This window comes from Pseudomonas sp. FBCC-B35 (assembly GCF_059133755.1).
The window spans coordinates 4,454,220-4,474,093 of record NZ_CP101439.1; the positions used below are offsets into that span (position 1 = coordinate 4,454,220).

At 61.4% G+C, this 19,874-nt stretch carries 16 protein-coding genes; 12 read left to right on the forward strand and 4 right to left on the reverse strand.

Features of this window, described 5'->3' with window-relative positions; all coding sequences use genetic code 11:
• Nucleotides 1-3: 3 nt before the first annotated feature.
• Nucleotides 4-471: a thioesterase family protein gene (locus NMB38_RS20300; protein WP_104926592.1), complete on the forward strand. Its 468-nt coding sequence runs from the start codon at nucleotides 4-6 to the stop codon at nucleotides 469-471.
• Between the two features lie 65 nt (nucleotides 472-536).
• Here NMB38_RS20300 and NMB38_RS20305 read toward each other — a convergent pair whose 3' ends face one another.
• A complete protein-coding gene (locus NMB38_RS20305) occupies nucleotides 537-2,507 on the reverse strand; it encodes a zinc-dependent metalloprotease family protein (protein ID WP_494354858.1) in 1,971 nt (656 codons plus the stop codon).
• A 369-nt stretch (nucleotides 2,508-2,876) separates the two neighbouring features.
• Here NMB38_RS20305 and NMB38_RS20310 point away from each other — a divergent pair, with 369 nt between their 5' ends.
• Nucleotides 2,877-3,134, forward strand: coding sequence for a hypothetical protein (locus NMB38_RS20310; RefSeq protein WP_027913547.1), 258 nt, complete (start codon nucleotides 2,877-2,879; stop codon nucleotides 3,132-3,134).
• Between the two features lie 94 nt (nucleotides 3,135-3,228).
• On the opposite strand, the gene gbdR is transcribed toward NMB38_RS20310, so the two are convergent.
• Together gbdR and NMB38_RS20320 are read right to left on the reverse strand one after the other, a co-directional pair.
• Nucleotides 3,229-4,335 carry a choline metabolism transcriptional regulator GbdR gene (gbdR, locus tag NMB38_RS20315; protein WP_023532694.1) on the reverse strand — a complete coding sequence of 369 codons (1,107 nt, stop codon included), beginning with the start codon at nucleotides 4,333-4,335 and terminating at the stop codon, nucleotides 3,229-3,231.
• Between the two features lie 444 nt (nucleotides 4,336-4,779).
• Nucleotides 4,780-6,156 carry an L-serine ammonia-lyase gene (locus NMB38_RS20320; protein WP_027913546.1) on the reverse strand — a complete coding sequence of 459 codons (1,377 nt, stop codon included), beginning with the start codon at nucleotides 6,154-6,156 and terminating at the stop codon, nucleotides 4,780-4,782.
• Nucleotides 6,157-6,596: 440 nt separating this feature from the next.
• Between NMB38_RS20320 and NMB38_RS20325 the strand changes: the two genes are divergently transcribed.
• The 7 genes from NMB38_RS20325 to trxC all read left to right on the forward strand — a co-directional run bounded on the left by NMB38_RS20325 (nucleotide 6,597) and on the right by trxC (nucleotide 16,973).
• A complete protein-coding gene (locus NMB38_RS20325) occupies nucleotides 6,597-7,544 on the forward strand; it encodes a choline ABC transporter substrate-binding protein (protein ID WP_023532510.1) in 948 nt (315 codons plus the stop codon).
• 82 nt (nucleotides 7,545-7,626) lie between these two features.
• Nucleotides 7,627-8,475 carry a choline ABC transporter permease subunit gene (choW, locus tag NMB38_RS20330; protein WP_173645905.1) on the forward strand — a complete coding sequence of 283 codons (849 nt, stop codon included), beginning with the start codon at nucleotides 7,627-7,629 and terminating at the stop codon, nucleotides 8,473-8,475.
• Entirely contained in the window at nucleotides 8,472-9,650 is a 1,179-nt protein-coding gene (choV, locus tag NMB38_RS20335; RefSeq protein ID WP_027913544.1) for a choline ABC transporter ATP-binding protein, read from the forward strand. The genes choW and choV overlap by 4 nt, the downstream gene beginning before the upstream one ends.
• A 193-nt stretch (nucleotides 9,651-9,843) precedes the next feature.
• Nucleotides 9,844-11,586 carry a potassium/proton antiporter gene (locus NMB38_RS20340; protein WP_023532459.1) on the forward strand — a complete coding sequence of 581 codons (1,743 nt, stop codon included), beginning with the start codon at nucleotides 9,844-9,846 and terminating at the stop codon, nucleotides 11,584-11,586.
• A 35-nt stretch (nucleotides 11,587-11,621) separates the two neighbouring features.
• On the forward strand, nucleotides 11,622-14,930 hold the full coding sequence (gene mscK / locus NMB38_RS20345; RefSeq protein ID WP_104926594.1) for a mechanosensitive channel MscK: 3,309 nt from the start codon (nucleotides 11,622-11,624) through the stop codon (nucleotides 14,928-14,930).
• A gap of 121 nt (nucleotides 14,931-15,051) precedes the next feature.
• A complete protein-coding gene (gene selO, locus NMB38_RS20350; protein ID WP_104926595.1) occupies nucleotides 15,052-16,512 on the forward strand; it encodes a protein adenylyltransferase SelO in 1,461 nt (486 codons plus the stop codon).
• A gap of 26 nt (nucleotides 16,513-16,538) precedes the next feature.
• Nucleotides 16,539-16,973 (forward strand): thioredoxin TrxC, encoded by a 435-nt coding sequence (gene trxC, locus NMB38_RS20355; RefSeq protein ID WP_027913541.1) that lies wholly within the window; start codon nucleotides 16,539-16,541, stop codon nucleotides 16,971-16,973.
• 72 nt (nucleotides 16,974-17,045) lie between these two features.
• Here trxC and NMB38_RS20360 read toward each other — a convergent pair whose 3' ends face one another.
• Nucleotides 17,046-17,819 carry a ParA family protein gene (locus tag NMB38_RS20360; RefSeq protein ID WP_027913540.1) on the reverse strand — a complete coding sequence of 258 codons (774 nt, stop codon included), beginning with the start codon at nucleotides 17,817-17,819 and terminating at the stop codon, nucleotides 17,046-17,048.
• 267 nt (nucleotides 17,820-18,086) lie between these two features.
• Here NMB38_RS20360 and NMB38_RS20365 point away from each other — a divergent pair, with 267 nt between their 5' ends.
• Genes NMB38_RS20365 through NMB38_RS20375 form a run of 3 tightly spaced genes read left to right on the forward strand, consistent with a single transcriptional unit; the run spans nucleotide 18,087 to nucleotide 19,874 of the window.
• Nucleotides 18,087-18,839 carry a beta-ketoacyl synthase chain length factor gene (locus tag NMB38_RS20365; protein ID WP_173645885.1) on the forward strand — a complete coding sequence of 251 codons (753 nt, stop codon included), beginning with the start codon at nucleotides 18,087-18,089 and terminating at the stop codon, nucleotides 18,837-18,839.
• Complete coding sequence (locus tag NMB38_RS20370; RefSeq protein WP_027913538.1) at nucleotides 18,815-19,633, forward strand: lysophospholipid acyltransferase family protein; 819 nt, start codon at nucleotides 18,815-18,817, stop codon at nucleotides 19,631-19,633. Before NMB38_RS20365 ends, NMB38_RS20370 begins: the two co-directional genes overlap by 25 nt.
• On the forward strand, nucleotides 19,602-19,874 hold the full coding sequence (locus tag NMB38_RS20375; RefSeq protein WP_027913537.1) for a phosphopantetheine-binding protein: 273 nt from the start codon (nucleotides 19,602-19,604) through the stop codon (nucleotides 19,872-19,874). The genes NMB38_RS20370 and NMB38_RS20375 overlap by 32 nt, the downstream gene beginning before the upstream one ends.

The following is a 19,874-nucleotide window of genomic DNA, read 5'->3' on the forward strand; positions in this document are numbered from 1 at the left end:
ACGATGCCTGCATTGATTACCTACCGGACCCAGGTGCTGGAAGACTGGGTCGATTACAACGGTCACCTGCGCGATGCCTTCTACCTGCTGATATTCAGCTACGCCACCGATGCGCTGATGGAGCGCATTGGCCTGGATGCCGATAGCCGTGGGAGCAGGGGCAACTCTCTGTTCACCCTGGAGACACATATCAATTACGTACACGAGGTGAAATTGGGCACAGAGGTATGGGTGCAGACACAGATCATTGGCTTTGATTGCAAGCGCCTGCACGTCTACCACAGCCTGCACCGGGCACGGTTCGACCCGGTACTGGCGGCCAGTGAGCAGATGTTGCTGCACGTTGACCTCACAGGGCCGAAAGCGGCAAAGTTCAGCCCATTCACCACCCAGGCACTTCAAACGCTGCTCAATGAGCAACGCGACCAGACAGCAGCGTGCTTTATAGGACGCCAGATCTCATTACGTTGAACGGCAGCAGAAGGTCAAACCGGTGCAGGCGGCTACTGAATGATGTCGTCTGCACGGTTGAAGCTTCATGGCGCGGGAGGCCAACCTGGGCTATTGTAGCCGAAGGAAATACGGTGCACTGAGCCATTTATGTGACCACCGCCTGCATGCGTGCGAACAAGCCCCTGCGGCAGGCCACTGCCAATGTCCCAATTTCTGATCTGAAAATTGCCCCGATAGCTCCCGGTGAAGCAAAGGCTTCGACGGTGGTCGCTGTTGAGGAAACAAAGTTTGTTATTACCCCCGGAGAAAGCGTGTATCTTCGCCGAGCGTGACTTGCCAGTGGCCACGGCGTCACATCCTGGCCATTCTGAAATATTGCGCACTGTGCCGAGGTTCAGGCGGAGCATACAGGAGTCACCTCGATAATCCGCGCGAGAATAAAGTTGAATGGTCGCGTAATAGTCAAAACTGTATCCGACACTCCGGACCTGCCCGATCAATGCCCCTGCATGAGCAGAGGTTTCCCGTACCAGTCCGTAAGGCAATGGGTGGTAGGCATCGAGGTCGCTCACTTCAAAATCACCTGAGTAAGCACCGCCGTAGCAGGCCCAGTTCAAGGTAGTGGCCTTGAAACACAACCGCATTCCACTGGTGAAATTTTTAAACTTAAACGAATGTACTCTATTACAAGGGGGAAACTCGTTAGCGTCGGAGAAAACCAGGGTGCACTGCCCTCCAGAAAAGTTCTTGCCGTTAAAAAGCTGCACTTGTGGACGCGGCGGATAAAAACCCTCTATCTTGCCCCTTTGCTCATTGAAGCGACGGGCGACGTCGTGATGCTCAACGGTGCCCAAGCGCATAGCATGATAGGTCAGTCGGGGATTGGACCAGTAGGCGATTCTCGGGCAGACTCCACCCGAACAGTCATAGGACATCTGCGTACGGAAACGCGGCGTTCCGGTATAACGATAGCCATATTGATAGGGGGGATTGCGGACCTTATCCCCAGCGTCCCAATTATGATCCGCCCCAAAATTATGCCCCAGCTCATGTGCAAGGGAAGAAGCACAGGTGATAACCGAGTGGGCCTGTGCTGCGCCGGGGTTGATCCACGCCATGCCACAAAACTCACTGGCGGTCGAGTACATGGAAACGAGGTGCGCTCTCAAGCGGTCGCGCTCTTTCAGTACCGCTCCTGCAAACGGCTGAGCCGAGCGAATGTCCTCTAACTGCTGCCTGTAACTCCTTCCGGTTTCGTTATACGGCCCCTCATAGAACCCAGCCAGTTCAAACGTGACGTTAACTTGGCTGTTCTTCATGTACTGATTTGCATTATTCAGCGCGTGACCCAGTTCGAGCATGTAGAAGGGCGAGGCCGCTTTACGCTGATTGGTCGCTATGAACAGTACGCGAATGATACTGTGGCTCGCCTGCGGATGGTTTGCCGACGTGGCGGGGGCAGCCTCACCCGATGCCGGTTCAGGCTCAAGGGGTTCTGCTTCCGGCGGCAGCTTCGACTCATCGACCTTGATCAGCACATGCTGCCCTGACCCAATGTTATCGATCCGGTAACGCTCGCCGTCGACGATCGCACTACCAATCAATACATCACCCGCACGAACAAGCGAAAGGTAGTACAGCGGGTCATGATCGATTTCCTCAGGGGAGGATGGCGCATGGCTCGCTTTCCAGGTAGACGCTTTATAACCGACCCAGCCTTGCATACCTTCAGCGAGCGTGTCGTAATCCCGTAGACGAAAATCGGCACTCTTACCATTGGGCAATGTGACCGTCAACGCTTGAGTTTTATCATTGATGAGCGCGGTATTGATGTCGATGAGCGTGATCTGCTCATTGGCAGGGTCTTTCAAGAGGCGCTTCAGATAATCACTTCCGTCTCGCTGGAGCGAAGTGCGGTCGGGCGTTGGCTCAAGTTTATATAAGGGCAGCCCACCCGACTTCTCGTTCTCCGAAGGGGAGGCAGCCATTGAACTTGCGGTGACCAGCATCATGCCTAGGCACAACAGAATGCGTGGCCATTCTGAATTTTTCATCATTTGCCCCTTTCATGAGTCCCAGGCACTCATGAGAGCAAACGCAAAAAAATTAGTAACCTGACAAAATTATCAGGCCTCTCGAATACTGAAACTATCCGGACGCGCAAAAATAACCCCGGAAAGCCGTGAGCGTCCGGGGCCAAGAGCGAGCAACATCCACTGTGCACGAGTGAGGGTGACCAAACCCTCCGCTTCGGTAGATGACTAGAGTGTGCGCAGTTCCTGGGCAGCGGATTTAGCCGGAAACGACCTGTTCATAGCCAAAGCAGCCACCCCGCCCTTTCGAGGTTGCGAGCATGACGGCGGCGTCACAGAATCGGTCGTGATCACTGCAGCACTCTCTATGCGATAAAAGGGACAACAGCCATGATGCATGCCGATTTGATTGATCAAGACGACCTGGCGGGCCACCTGCGAGCACGCGGGTTCGAGATTCCGGCCGGTGCCAGTGCCGAGCAGGCATGTGAGGCCGTGGTACGCGGGCTCACCGAACCAAACGCGCGGGCGCTCAAGGGGATGGTCGAGCAGATGTACGCGGGCAGCGCCACCTTGTTACCGGCCGTGCGGCAGGCGATTGATAAACAGCTGCTGCCAGCCTTGGCGCAATTCAATAACCGCACCTGAGCAAACGCTGCGATGCAGGCGTGATCGTCGGCAAGCCGGCCCCTACAGGGGCCGCGCCATGCCGGCGAGTGGGTTGAGACGCCGCCCCGGACCCTTAGAGCCTCACACTGGCAAACGTCGACTCATTACGCGCCTGACTCAATGCCGCCATGGGACCGCTGTGGGGCGACAGGGTGATGGCTTGTGGAATCGGCATCATCGCCACCTGCTGGGTCGTATTGGAGCCAACACGCTCGTCGCGCGGTGGAATGCCGAAGTACTCGCGGTAACACTTGGAGAAGTGTGGCGTGGACACGAAGCCGCAGACCGACGCCACCTCGATGATCGACATCGGCGTCTGCTTGAGCAGCTGACGTGCGCGTATCAGACGCAGCTTGAGGTAGTAGCGCGAAGGCGAACAGTGCAGGTACTTCTGGAAAAGACGCTCAAGCTGCCGACGCGACACCGATACGTAGACGGCGAGCTCGTCCAGGTCGATCGGCTCCTCGAGGTTGGCTTCCATCAGCGCGACGATTTCCTGCAGCTTCGGCTGGTTGGTGCCCAGCATGTGCTTGAGCGGTACGCGCTGGTGATCCTGCTCGTTACGGATGCGCTCGTAGACGAACATCTCGGAAATGGCCGCCGACAATTCCCGACCATGATCGCGGCTGATCAAGTGCAACATCATGTCCAACGGCGCAGTGCCGCCAGAGCTGGTGAAGCGGTTGCGGTCGAGGGTGAACAGGCGGGTGCTCATGTTGACCCGTGGGTAGGCCTCCTGCATGGCCGCCAGGCACTCCCAGTGCACGCTGCAATCGAAGCCGTCGAGCAGGCCGGCACAGGCCAGTGCCCAGCTGCCGGTGCACACCGCTCCAAGGCGGCGCGATTGGCGAGCCTGGGCTTGCAGCCAGGTCACGTGCTCACGTGTCACGGTACGCTGGATACCCACACCGCCACAGACGATGACCGTGTCCATGGGGGGTGCGCTGTGCATGGCGGCATCGGGGGTGATCTGCAGGCCGTCACTGGCCCAGACCTGGCCGCCATCGACGGTCAGGGTATGCCAGCGGTACAGCTCACGGCCGGACAGCTGGTTGGCCATGCGCAGGGGCTCGACCGCCGACGCCAGGGAAATGAGCGTGAAATTGTCCAGGAGAAGAAACCCGATGGACTGGGGGGTTGTGCGGTTCTGGGTTGGATTCCCGGAGGTGTACGACGTCATCGCGATTTCTCCTCACACAAATGCAGGGTGTGCCTCAGGCGGGCACTGATTTCTTGTTATTGCCCCAGGGTCGTCCACGGGGCTTGGTTGTCTATCACTACGCAAACGCCGTGCCTGAAATTGAACAGCTATCCGAAAAAACCTGAAAACGACCTACTCAGTGATCAAAATCAGGACTTTCCTACAAGTCTGTTACAGCGCTCAAACAGGCGTTCTAGGCGGTATGCGTGTAACCCCTGAGCACTTTGGTGACATACAGTCCCCAAGTTGCCCAGAAACGACACTCTTGAGTGTCACCGACAATGCCTGCACCGATCACGACATCCGACTGACGGTAGGCATCGTCTTGCACGTTTTAAGGTCACGAGGTGGTGCTTTGCACCGTTATGATGAGCGCAGTGCCAACGATTACGCGCCGATGACACTGCAGATCGAAGAAGTGCCTCAGCACTCGATGGCGCTGACGGCAAGGCCGCCGCGCGAGGTTTCCTTGTACTTGTCGTGCATGTCGGCACCTGTATCACGCATGGTGCGGATCACTTGGTCGAGGGAGATGAAATGCTCGCCATCACCGCGCAACGCCATCTGCACGGCGTTGATGGCCTTCACCGCAGCAATCGCATTGCGCTCGATGCAGGGCACCTGCACCAAGCCACCTACCGGGTCGCAGGTCAGGCCCAAATTGTGTTCCAAGGCAATTTCGGCTGCGTTTTCAACCTGGGGCGGGGTAGCACCCAGTACTTGGGCAAGCCCTGCCGCGGCCATGGCACATGCCGAGCCTACCTCACCCTGACAGCCCACTTCGGCACCTGAGATCGAGGCGTTCTTCTTGCACAGGATGCCCACGGCGGCGGCTGCGAGGAAGAAATCGACCACGCTGGACTCGTCCACCTCGTCGCTGAACCGCATGTAGTAGTGCAGCACCGCCGGAATGATGCCGGCCGCGCCGTTGGTAGGCGCAGTGACCATGCGCCCGCCTGCGGCGTTCTCTTCGTTCACGGCCAAGGCGAACAAGTTGACCCACTCCATGGCGCTCATGGTCGAGCCGATCACGTTGGGCTTGCCGATCTCCTGCAGGCTGCGGTGCAGCTTGGCAGCACGGCGGCGCACGTTCAGCCCGCCCGGAAGCGTGCCTTCGTACTTGAGCCCATTGTTGACGCACTCCTGCATGGCATCCCAAAGCGTGTGCAGGCCGGCGCGAATCTCCGCCTCGCTGCGCCAGACCCGTTCATTGGCCATCATCAATTGCGACACGCTCAGGTCGTTTTGCTTGCACAGGCGCAACAGTTCAGCCGCGCTGTTGAAATCGTAAGGCAGCACGGTCTGGTCGGCGTCCAGCACGCCACTGGCGGCCTGGGCGGCATCGACCACGAAGCCACCGCCGACCGAGTAGTAGGTATCGCGGTGAATTTCGCCATGCTCGCCTTCTGCCACAAGGGTCATGGCGTTCGGGTGGTAAGGCAGGTTCTCCTCGAGCAGCAGCATGTCACGGGCCCAGATGAAGTCGATGGGCAGGCGGTTATCGAGCTTGAGCACCTGGGTTTCACGCAGGTCGGCAATACGCGGGACGATCTGGGTGGGGTCGATGGCGTCTGGCCATTCGCCCATCAGCCCCATGATGGTGGCGTTGTCGGTCCCATGGCCGATACCGGTAGCCGACAGCGAACCATACAGGCGCACCTCGATCCGCTTTACCTGTTCCAGCTCGCCGCGCTCACGCAGCCCTTGGACGAACAGGGCACCGGCACGCATGGGGCCGACGGTGTGCGAGCTGGAAGGCCCGACACCGATCTTGAACAGGTCGAACACGCTGATGGCCATTGTCGAATCACCTCTTGCTGGGCTTGTCTGTGCGCGCAATGCGCAGGGCGGGGCAGCTGCTAGGCTGAACTGCAGGCCGCCTTCAATGCACGCATCATCGGGCTTTTGCCACCCTGCTCGCCGTCTGCAACCGACGTAGTCTTGTCCAGCCGCGCCGCCTGTTTTGCAGGCCCAGCGCGCCGCTTTCCGGCGCCTTGGTGACGCAAAAAAGCGGCAGGATGGGCAGAAGAATCCATAAGCGACATTGCCCATACTGGATGCGACCCGTTGCGTACTGGATACGACTCCACCAGTAGGCGATTGCTCGGCGCTGGAGGATTATCGAAAGCGACTCGTAAAGCACGGCCACGCAACCTGCCCTCTGCAGGCCTGATCGATCGGACCCTCAGAACGTCCGACGAACCACGCGAACCCGAAGACAAAATCACAGGAGTCCACCCATGAAAGGTTCACCCTCGCTGTTGCTGGTCGCGTTGCTGTCCGCACCGGTACTGGCCCAGGCTGCAGAACCCGAGCAGTGCCAGACGGTGCGGTTTTCGGATGTCGGCTGGACCGACATCACGGTAACCACGGCCACCACCAGCGCTGTGCTCGACGCCTTGGGCTACAAGACGCACACCACCATGATCTCGGTGCCGGTGACCTACAAGTCGCTGGCGGCCGGCAAGGACCTGGACGTGTTTCTCGGCAACTGGATGCCGACCATGGAGAACGACATCAAGCAGTACCGCGACGCCGGTACGGTCGAAACCCTGCGCGCCAACCTGGAAAACGCCAAATACACGCTGGCAGTACCGCAAGCCCTGTACGACAAGGGCTTGAAGGATTTCAGCGACATTCCCAAGTTCAAGGATGAGCTAGGCGGCAAGATCTACGGGATCGAGCCGGGCAATGATGGCAACCGCACCATCCAGAGCATGATCGACAAGAACGCCTTCGGCCTGAAGGACGCCGGCTTCAAGATCGTCCAGTCCAGCGAGGCCGGCATGCTGTCCCAGGTGGATCGCTCGCAGAAACGTGGCGAAGCCATCGTGTTCCTGGGGTGGGAGCCGCACCCGATGAACACTCGGTTCAAGATGCAGTACCTGACCGGTGGGGACGAGTTCTTCGGCCCCGATTTCGGCAAGGCGACGGTGTACACCAATACCCGCAAGGGGTATGCGCAGGAATGCAGCAACGTCGGCCAACTGTTGAAGAACCTGTCGTTCGAGCTCAAGGACGAAAGCACCATGATGGGCTATGTCCTGGACGACAAGATGAAACCTGACGCCGCCGCGCGCAAATGGCTCAAGGACAATCCTGGCAAGCTGGACACCTGGCTGGCAGGCGTGACCACCGTGGATGGCAAACCTGGTCTCGAGGCGGCCAAGGCCAAGCTGACGCAATAACCGAACTACGCAGTAGCGCTACCTCGGGGCAGGACCGTGCCCGCCCCGGGTTGATTTCAATCTACGCAGGTGGAAGCTCGCTATCATGCTTATCGATCAGAAAATACCCCTGGGCCAGTACATGTCCTCGTTCGTCGAGTGGCTGACCCAGCACGGCGCGAATTATTTCGACGCCATCGCCCAAGGCCTGGAGTTCATGATCCATGGGGTCACCAGTACCCTGACCTGGTTCAACCCGCTCGTGCTCATCGCGCTATTCGCTGCCCTGGCGCACCTGATCCAGCGCAAGTGGGCATTGACCGCCTTCGTCGCAGTGTCCTTTCTGCTGATCCTCAACCTGGGCTACTGGCAGGAAACCATGGAAACCCTGGCCCAGGTCAGTTTCGCCACCGTGGTCTGCGTGGCCATCGGCGTGCCGCTGGGTATCGTCGCCGCACACAAGCCGATGTTCTACACCGCCATGCGGCCGGTGCTCGACCTGATGCAAACGGTCCCCACCTTCGTCTACCTGATCCCTACCCTTACCCTGTTCGGCCTGGGCGTGGTGCCTGGGTTGATCTCGACGGTGGTATTCGCCATCGCCGCCCCCATCCGCCTGACCTACCTGGGTATCTGCGATGTACCCCAGGAACTGATGGACGCCGGCAAGGCCTTTGGCTGCTCGCGCCGTCAACTGCTCACCCGTATCGAACTGCCCCATGCGATGCCGAGCATCGCCGCAGGCGTCACCCAATGCATCATGCTGTCGCTGTCGATGGTGGTGATCGCCGCCCTGGTGGGCGCCGACGGCCTGGGCAAACCCGTGGTCAACGCACTGAACACCGCCGATATTTCCTTGGGCTTCGAAGCGGGCCTGGCAATCGTGCTGCTGGCGATCATGCTCGACCGTATCTGCAAGCAACCGGAGCTGCCGGCCAGGAGTGAAGCATGAGTATCATTCGATTCGAAGACGTCGACGTCATCTTCTCCAACAAGCCACGCGAAGCGCTGTCGCTGCTGGACCAGGGCAAGACCCGCGAAGAGATTCTCAAGCAGACCGGGCTTGTGGTCGGCGTCGAGAAAGCCAACCTGGACATCCAGAAAGGCGAGATCTGCGTGCTCATGGGCCTTTCCGGTTCGGGCAAGTCCAGCCTGCTGCGCTGTATCAACGGGCTGAACACCGTCAGCCGCGGCAAGCTGTTCGTGGAGCACGAAGGCAAGCACATCGATATCGCCCACTGCACCCCGGCTGAACTGAAGATGATGCGCACCAAGCGTATCGCCATGGTGTTCCAGAAGTTCGCCCTGATGCCTTGGCTCACGGTGCGCGAGAACATCAGCTTCGGCCTCGAAATGCAGGGCCGCCCCGAGAAGGAACGTCGCAAGCTGGTCGACGAAAAGCTCGAACTGGTAGGCCTGGCACAGTGGCGCAACAAGAAGCCCGATGAATTGTCCGGCGGCATGCAACAGCGCGTCGGCCTGGCACGCGCGCTGGCCATGGATGCCGACATCCTGCTGATGGACGAACCGTTCTCGGCCCTGGACCCCTTGATTCGCCAAGGCCTTCAGGACGAATTGCTGACCCTGCAGAGCCAGCTGAACAAGACCATCGTCTTCGTCAGCCACGACCTGGACGAGGCGCTCAAGCTGGGCAGCCGGATCGCGATCATGAAGGACGGCCGGATCATCCAGTACAGCAAGCCCGAGGAAATCGTGCTCAACCCGGCCGATGAATACGTGCGCACCTTCGTGGCCCATACCAATCCGCTGAACGTACTGTGCGGACGCAGCCTGATGCGCTCGCTCGACAACTGCAAGCGCGTCAACGGCTCGGTCTGCCTGGACCCCGGTGGCGATTCGTGGCTGGACTTGGGTGAAGGCAATTCGATCAAGCGTGCACGGCAAGGCCAGAACGGGCTGGAGATGCAGAACTGGGCGCCAGGGCAGTCAGTGGAAGGCCTGAGCCGCAGGCCAACCCTGGTGCATGCCGATATCGGCATGCGTGAGGCACTGCAGATTCGCTACCAGACCGGCAACAAGCTGGTGCTGCAGGAAAACGACAAAGTCGTGGGGATTCTGGGAGACACCGAGCTTTATCACGCCTTGCTGGGCAAGAACCACGGTTGATTGCACGAGGGCCGCATTCGCGGCCCTCTTCTTTGAAGGCGGCGCGCGCTGCGGGCTGGCTTGCCTACATCTTCAGAAACGCTTTACAGGCTGCCAATTCATCAGGTTAGAATCGGTTGGCACGCGACCTGCTAGCAAACACCGAATCCGCGCTATCACGTCTTCCCTCCTCGTTGTCCCGGAGTACCTGCCTTTGGATGCCAGTACCATCAATAGCCTGTTCCTGATCGGCGCATTGCTGGTGGGGGCAAGCATCCTGGTCAGTTCGCTGTCGTCGCGGCTTGGCATCCCGATTCTGGTCATCATCCTGGCCGTCGGCATGATCGCTGGCGTGGACGGGGGTGGCATCATTTTCAACAACTACCCAACCGCCTACCTGGTGGGCAACCTCGCGCTTGCCGTGATCCTGCTCGACGGTGGTTTGCGCACGCGGGTGGCAAGCTTCCGGGTCGCCTTGTGGCCGGCGCTTTCGCTGGCAACGGTCGGGGTCATGATCACCACGGCGCTGACCGGCATGGTGGCGGCCTGGTTGTTCGACCTGAGCCTGATCCAGGGCCTGCTGATTGGCGCCATCGTGGGCTCCACCGATGCCGCAGCGGTCTTCTCACTGCTGGGCGGTAAAGGCCTGAACGAACGGGTCACCGCCACACTGGAAATCGAATCGGGTAGCAACGACCCGATGGCGGTGTTCCTCACCGTGACCCTCATCGACATGATCGCCAGTGGCCAGACCGGGCTGCACTGGAGCCTGCTGGGCCACCTGTTGCGCGAGTTCGGCATCGGCGGGTTGCTGGGGCTGGGCGGCGGCTGGGTGATGCTGCAGTTGGTCAACCGCATCAACTTGGCAGGCGGCCTTTACCCGATTCTGGTCGTGGCCGGTGGGCTGGTGGTCTTCTCGCTGACCAACGCTTTGCACGGCAGTGGTTTCCTTGCGGTCTACCTGTGCGGGCTGGTGCTGGGCAACAAGCCGATCCGCAGCCGGCACGGCATTTTGCACATGCTCGACGGCATGGCATGGCTGGCCCAGATCGGGATGTTCCTGGTGCTGGGCCTGTTGGTGACGCCTCACGACCTGCTGCCTATCGCCCTGCCGGCACTGGGCCTTGCCCTGTGGATGATTCTGATCGCACGCCCGTTGTCGGTCGTTGCCGCACTGCTCCCCTTCAAGGCGTTCCACGACCGCGAGAAAGCCTTCATTTCCTGGGTAGGCCTGCGCGGCGCCGTGCCCATCATCCTGGCGGTATTCCCGCTGATGGCCGGCCTGCCGGACGCCCAGCTGTTCTTCAACCTGGCGTTCTTCATCGTCCTGGTTTCGCTGCTGGTGCAGGGCACCAGCCTGCCCTGGATGGCCAAACTGCTCAAGGTGACGGTGCCGCCAGACCCGGCGCCCATCTCTCGCTCGGCACTGGAAGTGCACATCACCAGCGAATGGGAGATGTTCGTCTACCGCCTGGGCGCCGAAAAGTGGTGCATTGGAGCGGCGCTCAGGGAGCTGAAGATGCCAGAGGGCACGCGCATCGCCGCGCTGTTCCGTGGCGAACAGCTGCTGCACCCTTCGGGCAGTACCGTGCTGGAAGTGGACGACATGCTGTGCGTGATCGGGCATGAGCACAACCTGCCTGCACTGGGCAAACTCTTCAGCCAGGCGCCCCAACGCGGCCTGGACCTGCGCTTCTTCGGCGACTTCGTGCTCGAAGGCGATGCCGAGCTCGGCGCCGTGGCGTCGCTCTACGGCCTCAACGTCGACAGCCAGGATGCCCACATGCCGCTGGCGCAGTTCATCCGACAGAAGGTCGGAGGCGCGCCAGTGGTAGGCGACCAGGTCGAATGGCATGGCACGATCTGGACCGTGGCGACCATGGACGGGAACAAGATTCAGAAAGTGGGCGTCAGATTCCCCGAAGGATCGCGACCAGGACCAGGATTGTTCCTCTAAACTTCGTTTCTGCCTGATCCACAAGTAGTCTGCCTATGTCCTTTCGCCTGCACCTTCGCACAGCCCTGCTCGGGCTGTGCCTTTGCCTTCCCCTGGCGGTCGCCGCCGCTGAAGCCCCCACCACCGCCAGCGTCCAGGAAAGCCTGGACAAGATCGCCGAGCGCAAGCTGCCCGAAGCCGATCAGAAGGCCCTGCAGCAAGTGCTCGAGCAAACCCTCAGCCTGCTGGCCAGCAAGGAAGACAACGAACGCAAGCTGACCGCCCTCAAGCAGCAGCTGGCCAGCGCGCCAAAGGAAACCAGCGACAGCCAGAAAGAGCTGGCAAGGCTCAAGCAGAGCTCGGTGCAGTCGGTGGCCCAGCGCTACGCCAGCCTTGGCGTGCCGCAGCTCGAGCAGATGCTCAGTGAACGCACCACCCAGCAAGGCGAGCTGCAAAAGGCGCTGTCCGAAGCCAACAGCCTGATCATCAATTCGCAGACCCGTCCCGAACGGGCTCAGTCCGAGATCAGCAGCAGCCAGGCGCGGGCCCAGCAGATCAACAGCATCCTCAAAAGCGGCAAGGATGCGGGCAAGCCTATCAGTGCCGACCTGCGCAACCAGCTCAACGCCGAACTGGCCTCGCTCAACGCCCTCACCCAATTACGCCGCCAGGAGCTGGCGGGCAACAGCGTGCTGCAAGACCTGGGCAATGCCCGCCATGACCTGCTGATCGAGCGCACGGCACGCCTGGAGCAGGAAATCCAGGACCTGCAGACCCTGATCAACGATAAACGCCTGGCCCAGTCCCAGGAAACCGTCACGCAGCAGTCGATCGAAGCCCAGAAAGCCGGCGGCAGCAGCCTGCTGGCCACCGAAAGCGCGGCCAACCTCAAGCTGTCCGACTACCTGCTCAGAAGCACCGACCGGCTCAACGAACTGACCCAGCAGAACCTGCGGACCAAGCAGCAGCTCGACACCCTGACCCAGGCCGATCAGGCGCTGGACGAGCAGATCAGCGTACTCAAGGGCAGCCTGCTGCTGTCCAAGATCCTGTACAAACAGAAACAGACTCTGCCGCACCTCAAGCTCGACCGTGACCTGGCTGACCAGATCGCCGACACGCGCCTGTACCAGTTCGAAGTCAATCAGCAGCGCGAGCAGATGAGCAGCCCGGTCAGCTACGTGGACAAACTGCTGGCTGCACAACCCCCCGAAACCGTCACCCCCCAATTGCGCAAGGCATTGCTGGAAGTGGCCATCACCCGCAGCGACTTGCTCGAACGCCTGAACCGAGAGCTGTCGGCGCTGCTCAACGAATCCATTACCCTGCAACTGAACCAGAAGCAGCTACTGGGCACTGCCCAAAGCCTGCGCACCACGCTGGACGAGCAGATGTTCTGGATACCCAGCAACAAGCCGTTGGACTGGGACTGGCTGGCCTATGTGCCGCAACGCCTGGCCGACCAGGTGGCGGACCTGCCGTGGAGCTCGGGCCTCAAGGAGCTGGCTGACGGGTTGAGCCAGCGCCCATTGCTGTTCCTGCCGCTGTTGCTGGTGATCGGCGCGTTGCTGTGGCGACGCAAGTACCTGTACCAGCGCCTGGGCAAGGTGCACCAGGACATCGGCCATTTCCGTCGCGACAGCCAGTGGCACACCCCGCAGGCGATCCTGATCAACATCCTGCTGGCGATGCCGGTGAGCCTGGGCCTGGCGCTGTGCAGCTACGCCCTGCAGATCGACGCTCGCGGCCAGAACGCCAACCTTGGCGCGGCACTGTGGCAACTGGCCCAGGCCTGGCTGGTGTTCTATACGGCCTACCGCATCCTCTCGCCTGGCGGGGTGGCCGAGATTCACTTCCGCTGGTACAAGCCCCAAGTGGAGTTCTTGCGCGGCTGGGTTCGGCGGCTGGGCACTGTGGTGCTGGCACTGGTGGGGGTGGTGGCGGTGGCCGAGCACCAGCCCTCGGCGCTGGCCGACGACGTGCTGGGGATTGGCGTTGTGCTGACCTGCTACGCACTGATGGCCTGGTTGCTCAGCCGCCTGTTGCTGAGCAGCCCTGCCCACCGCGACACCTCGCTGTTTCGCAAAGCAGTGGGCGTGGCCTTCACGGCCTTGCCCATCGCCCTGTTCATCGCCGTGTGCTTCGGCTACTACTACACGGCGCTGAAACTCACCGACCGCCTGATCTACACCCTCTACCTGCTGCTGTTCTGGCTGGTGATCGAGGCGGCATTCGTGCGCGGGCTTTCCGTGGCCGCCCGACGCCTGGCCTACCAGCGCGCGCTCAGCAAGCGGGCTGCAGCCAAGGAAGGGCTCGATGGCGAAGTCGTCGTCGAAGAACCGACGCTGGACATCGAACAGGTCAATCAGCAGTCCCTGCGCCTTATCCGCCTGGCCCTGCTCGGCGGCTTCATCGCCGGCCTGTACTGGGTGTGGTCGGACCTGCTCTCGGTATTCGCCTACCTCAACAACTTCGTGTTGTACGAATACACCAGCGGTACGGGCGCTGCGGCGAGCATGGTCCCCATCAGCCTCGGTGACCTGCTCGGCGCACTGGTGATCGTGGGCATTACCTTCGCCCTGGCCGGCAACTTGCCCGGCCTGCTGGAGGTGCTGGTACTGTCGCGGCTTAATCTGGCCCAAGGCAGTGCTTACGCCACCACCACGCTGCTGTCCTACACCATCGTCGGCGTCGGCATCGTCAGTACCCTCTCCACCCTGGGGGTCAGCTGGGACAAGCTGCAGTGGCTGGTCGCCGCGCTGTCGGTAGGCCTGGGTTTCGGCATGCAGGAAATCTTCGCCAACTTCATTTCGGGCATCATGATCCTGTTCGAACGCCCGGTGCGTATCGGCGACACCATCACCATCGGCAACTTGTCGGGCACGGTGAGCAAGATCCGCATTCGCGCCACCACCATCACCGACTTCGACCGCAAGGACATCATCGTCCCCAACAAGACGTTCATCACCGGGCAACTGATCAACTGGTCGCTCACCGATACCGTTACCCGCGTGACCCTGAAACTGGGCATCGACTACGGCTCGGACCTGGACCTGGTCCGCGACCTGCTGCTCAAGGGTGCGCATGAGAACCCGCGAGTGCTGAAGGACCCGGAACCTCTGGTGTACTTCCTGCAATTCGGCGAAAGCTCACTGGACCACGAACTGCGCATGCACGTCCGTGACCTGGGTGATCGCAACCCGACGCTGGACGAGATCAATCGCTACATCAACCGGGAGTTCAAGGCGCACGACATCAAGATCTCCGTACGCCAGGTCGAGGTGTTCCTGATGGACCCCAAAGCCGGCAAACAACAGTTGATACCGATGGACTCGCCCAAATCCGATGGCACTCAACCGGTGTGATTGGACTCCATAGGGCAGAGACGCCCGTTCAACCCGCGAGGGCCTGGCCCTCGCTCACGGCCGGTCCGCCCGCACAGGGCCACGCAGCGGCCGCTTGCCACCTCGACTCAGGAGCAGCCCCGTGAAAGCCCTCGACCAGCTCACCTTCGACAACCGCTTCGCCCGCCTGGGGGACGCATTCTCTACCCAGGTACTGCCCGAGCCGATCGCAGACCCTCGCCTGGTGGTCGCCAGTGCATCGGCCATGGCGCTGCTCGACCTCGACCCGGCCCAGGCCGAGCTGCCGTTGTTCGCCGAACTGTTCAGTGGCCACAAGCTCTGGGAAGGCGCCGATCCACGAGCGATGGTGTATTCCGGCCATCAGTTCGGCGGCTACAACCCGCGCCTGGGTGACGGCCGCGGCCTGTTACTGACCGAGGTGGTCAACAATGCCGGTGAACATTGGGACCTGCACCTCAAGGGCGCCGGCCAGACCCCCTACTCGCGCATGGGCGATGGCCGTGCCGTGCTGCGCTCCTCGATTCGTGAGTTTCTGGCCAGCGAAGCCTTGCATGCCCTGGGCATCCCCAGCAGCCGAGCCCTGTGCGTGATCGGCTCCAGCACCCCGGTGTGGCGGGAAACCCAGGAAAGCGCCGCCATGCTCACCCGCCTTGCCCAGAGCCATATCCGCTTTGGCCATTTCGAATACTTCTACTACACCCAGCAGCCCGAGCAGCAGCGCGTGCTGATCGACCATGTACTCGATGAGCACTACCCGCAGTGCAAAGACGCCGAGCAGCCTTACCTGGCCATGTTCCAGACCATCGTCGAGCGCAATGCCGAGCTGATCGCACGCTGGCAAGCGTACGGTTTCTGTCACGGCGTGATGAACACCGACAACATGTCGATTCTGGGGATCACCTTCGACTTCGGCCCGTTCGCTTTCCTTGACGACTTCGATGCCAACTTCATCTGCAACCACTCCGACGACCGCGGCCGCTACAGCTATGCCAACCAGGTACCGATCGCCCATTGGAACCTCAGCGCGCTGGCCCAGGCCTTGACCACGGTGGTCGAGGTCGAAGCGCTCAAGCAGGCACTGGCGCTGTTCCTGCCCCTCTACCAGGCCCATTACCTGGACCTGATGCGTCGCCGGCTCGGCCTGACTACCGCCGAGGATGAAGACATGGCCTTGGTCGAGCGTCTGCTGCAACGCATGCAGAGCGGTGGTGTGGACTACAACCTGTTCTTCCGCCGCCTGGGCGATCAACCGCTGGCCGACGCGCTGCAATCGGTACGTGACGCCTTCATCGACCTGGCGGGTTTCGATGCCTGGGCTGTCGACTATCAAGCGCGCTGCGAACGTGAACCGAACCATGCTGCCGGGCGGCGTGAGCGCATGCACGCCGTGAACCCGCTGTATGTGCTGCGTAACTATCTGGCGCAGAACGCCATCGAAGCGGCCGAGGCAGGCGACTACACTGAGGTCAGGCGTTTGCATGAGGTGCTGAGCCGCCCGTTCGAGGAACAGGCCGGAATGCAGGCCTATGCAGCGCCGCCACCTGCCTGGGGCAAGCACTTGGAAATCAGTTGCTCGTCCTGAAGCCCACAGACGCCAACGGAGATGCAATGACCGATCCGCTAATTGTCCCTTGCCCTCACTGCAACGGCCTGAACCGCTTGCCCGCCGACCGCCTGGGCGATGCGCCCAAGTGTGGCCGCTGCAAGCAGCAAGTGGTGCTCCAGGCGCCGTTCGTGCTGACCGAGAGCAGCTATGCAAGCCAGGTCAAAGGCGACCTGCCCTTGCTGATCGACGTCTGGGCCGATTGGTGTGGCCCCTGCAAGGCCTTCGCGCCAGTCTTCGAACAAGCGGCCCGCCAACTGACTGGCCGCTGCCGCCTGGCCAAGCTCGACAGCGAAGCCAACCGCTCCCTGGCCGGGCAACTGGGCATTCGCTCGATCCCGAGCCTCATACTGATGCGCAACGGCCGCGAGATCGCGCGCCAGGCAGGGGCACTTCCCCTTCAGCCACTGCTGGAGTGGCTGCGCAGCCAGGGAGTTTGACCTCAGGTACCTGCAAGCAGCGACTCATAGGGGATACGTAGCCCCTCGTGCAGACGTCTGATCAAGCTGCACCTACTCATCCCCACCCAGCAAATCATGCAGCGCCACGAATTGCTGGGTCAGTTTGTGACGGGGGTCGAGGTGGATCAGGGGCAGGCTGGCGTGATGCGACTCCCGCATCTTCACTGAACTGCCCAGGTACACCGGCAGCACCGGCAAGCCTTCGGCCAGTAGCGCGTCCAGCATCTGCTGCGGCAGGCTGGCACGGGGCTGGAACTGGTTCACCACGATGCCCTCGACGACCAGGTGTTCGTTGTGGTCTTCCTTGATGTCCTCGATCTCGGCCAGCAACCCGTACAGGGCCTGACGCGAGAAGCTGTCGCAGTCGAAAGGGATCAGCACTCGGTCCGCTGCGATGAGCGCCGAGACGGCATAGAAGTTGAGGGCCGGCGGGGTGTCGATGTAAATCCGCTCGTAATCTTCACTCAAGACGTCGAGCAATTTACGCAGCTTGTTGATCTTGTGCTTGGCTTCGAGCTTGGGTTGCAGGTCGGCCAACTCCGAGGTGGCGGTGACCACATGCAGGTTTTCGAACGGTGTCTGGTGGATATCGACCTTATTCTTCTTCACCCCGGGCCCACTGGACAGGCTCTGCTTGAAGAAATCGGCGATGCCCATGGGAATGTCTTCGCCCACCAGCCCGGTGAGGTACTGGGTCGAGTTGGCCTGTGCATCCAGGTCGATCAGCAAGGTTCGGTAGCCTTCATGGGCGCTTACCGCTGCCAGGTTGCAGGCGATGCTGGATTTGCCCACCCCGCCTTTCTGATTGAACACCACGCGTCGCATGACTGACCTCCGGATAGGGACGAGTTGCCGAGTATGTGGCGACGCCGTGCCCATGGCCAGCGCTGCTACAGCAGCTGCGCACCAGACATGGCGCTGTGCCGACTGTCGGAAAAAGGAAACTATTCAATCGGACCACGCCACATCCGCTTGAAGGCGTTGTCTCTTTGGATCCGAATTCATTGCTACATCACCGCCGCACCGGGATAATGCGCGCCACTCGATGAACGCACCACCCCTGACAGGCAGGCGCCGACACGTTCGCTCGGCATGGAAGCCCCTCAGGGCGGGAAGAAAACCACCGTGATCACCTTCAACATCACCCAATGGCGTGCATGGGCTCCGGGCCTTTCGGCGCCTGCCGACTGGCACGCCTGGGCCAGTGGCAATTCGCCATCGGGTGCTGACGCCTGCGCGCCTGACGTGGCCTTTCTGCCGGCCATGCAACGCCGTCGGCTGAGCCACATGGCGCGCATGGCGTTCGCGGTGGCCTGGCCATTGGCAGAGGGCCAGCCGCCGCTGCCGCTGGTCTTCGTGTCACGCCACGGTGAAACACCCCGTACGTTTTCGATTCTGGGCGAACTGGCTGCGGGGCAGCCGCTATCACCTACCCAGTTCAGCCTCTCGGTGCACAACGCGGTCATCGGCCTGTGGTCGATCCTGCGCGGTTCCACCTGCGAGATGACGGCACTGGCCGCCGCGGGGGATGGTTTCGAGCAGGGCGTGGTGGAAGCCGCAGCGCTCATGGCTGATGGTGCCCCAGCCGTGCTGTTGATCGTTACCGAAGAACAGCCGCCGCCGGCCTATGGCCCCTGGATAGACGACGTCCCATTCGCCTATGCGCTCGGCCTGTTGCTGACCCCAGGCCAGCAATGGCAGCTGGCGCCCGGCCAGGTCGCCGCATCACCGGCAGTGCCTGGGCTGCCTCACGGCTTGGCCTGGCTCAAGGCCATGCTCAACGGCCGCACCGATTTCACTCACACAGGGAAGCGTCGTACATGGAACTGGCACCGACAGCCGTGAGCAGGTCAGGCGATGCCTTCATCTGGCGCCTGTTGGCCACCGCGACGAGCTTTATACTGTTTGGCATGGGCTGCCTGACCCTGCGGCTGTTCGTGTTTCCGCTGCTGGCCTGCCTGCCCGGTGGCCGGGTGCGCCACCGCGAGCGGGCCCGGCGCACCATCAGCTGGTTGTTCTGGCGCTTCGTGCAGTTCATGCGCGCCATGGGCGTGCTGACGTACGAAATCGAAGGGGCCGAGCGCCTGGGCCGGCCGGGTCAGATGATCATTGCCAATCACCCCTCCCTGATCGACGTGGTGTTCCTGATCGGCCTGGTACGCCAGGCCAACTGCGTCGTGAAGCAGAGCCTGTTCGACAACCCGTTCACACGCGGGCCGGTCAGTGAGGCGCAATACATCGGCAACGATGGCAGCATGGACATGCTCGACGCCGCCGTCGCCTCGCTGCAGCAGGGCCAGACCTTGGTGATTTTCCCGGAAGGCACGCGCACCTCGCCCGGCCAGCCGCCGGCCTTTCACCGCGGCGCGGCTGCGATTGCCCTGCGCGGTGCAAGCGTCATCACCCCAGTCACCATCAAGGTCAGCCCAACCACGCTGACCAAGAACGAACCCTGGTACCGCATCCCTGGCAGGCGTGTGCACTTCACCCTTTCGGTGGGCCCGGACGTGCATCCCGACGCCTACGCAGCGCTGGGCCCTGCACCCAAAGCTTCCCGCCTGCTCAACGACTACCTGCACAACTACTACATCAAGGAGCTCGCCGCCGATGAGCGCGCCACAGCAAGACCTCAACCGTGATCTCAAGCAACTGATCATCGACGCCCTGGGCCTGGAGGACATCAGCATCCAGGACATCGACGACGAACAGACCCTGTTCGGCGAAGGCCTGGGCCTGGATTCGGTTGATGCGCTCGAGCTCGGCCTGGCCATCCAGAAGCGTTATGGCATCAAGATCGACGCCGATGCCAAGGACACCCGCAACCATTTCAGCAGTGTCGCCGCCCTGGCGGCGTTCGTCACTGCCCGTCAGGCCGCCTGA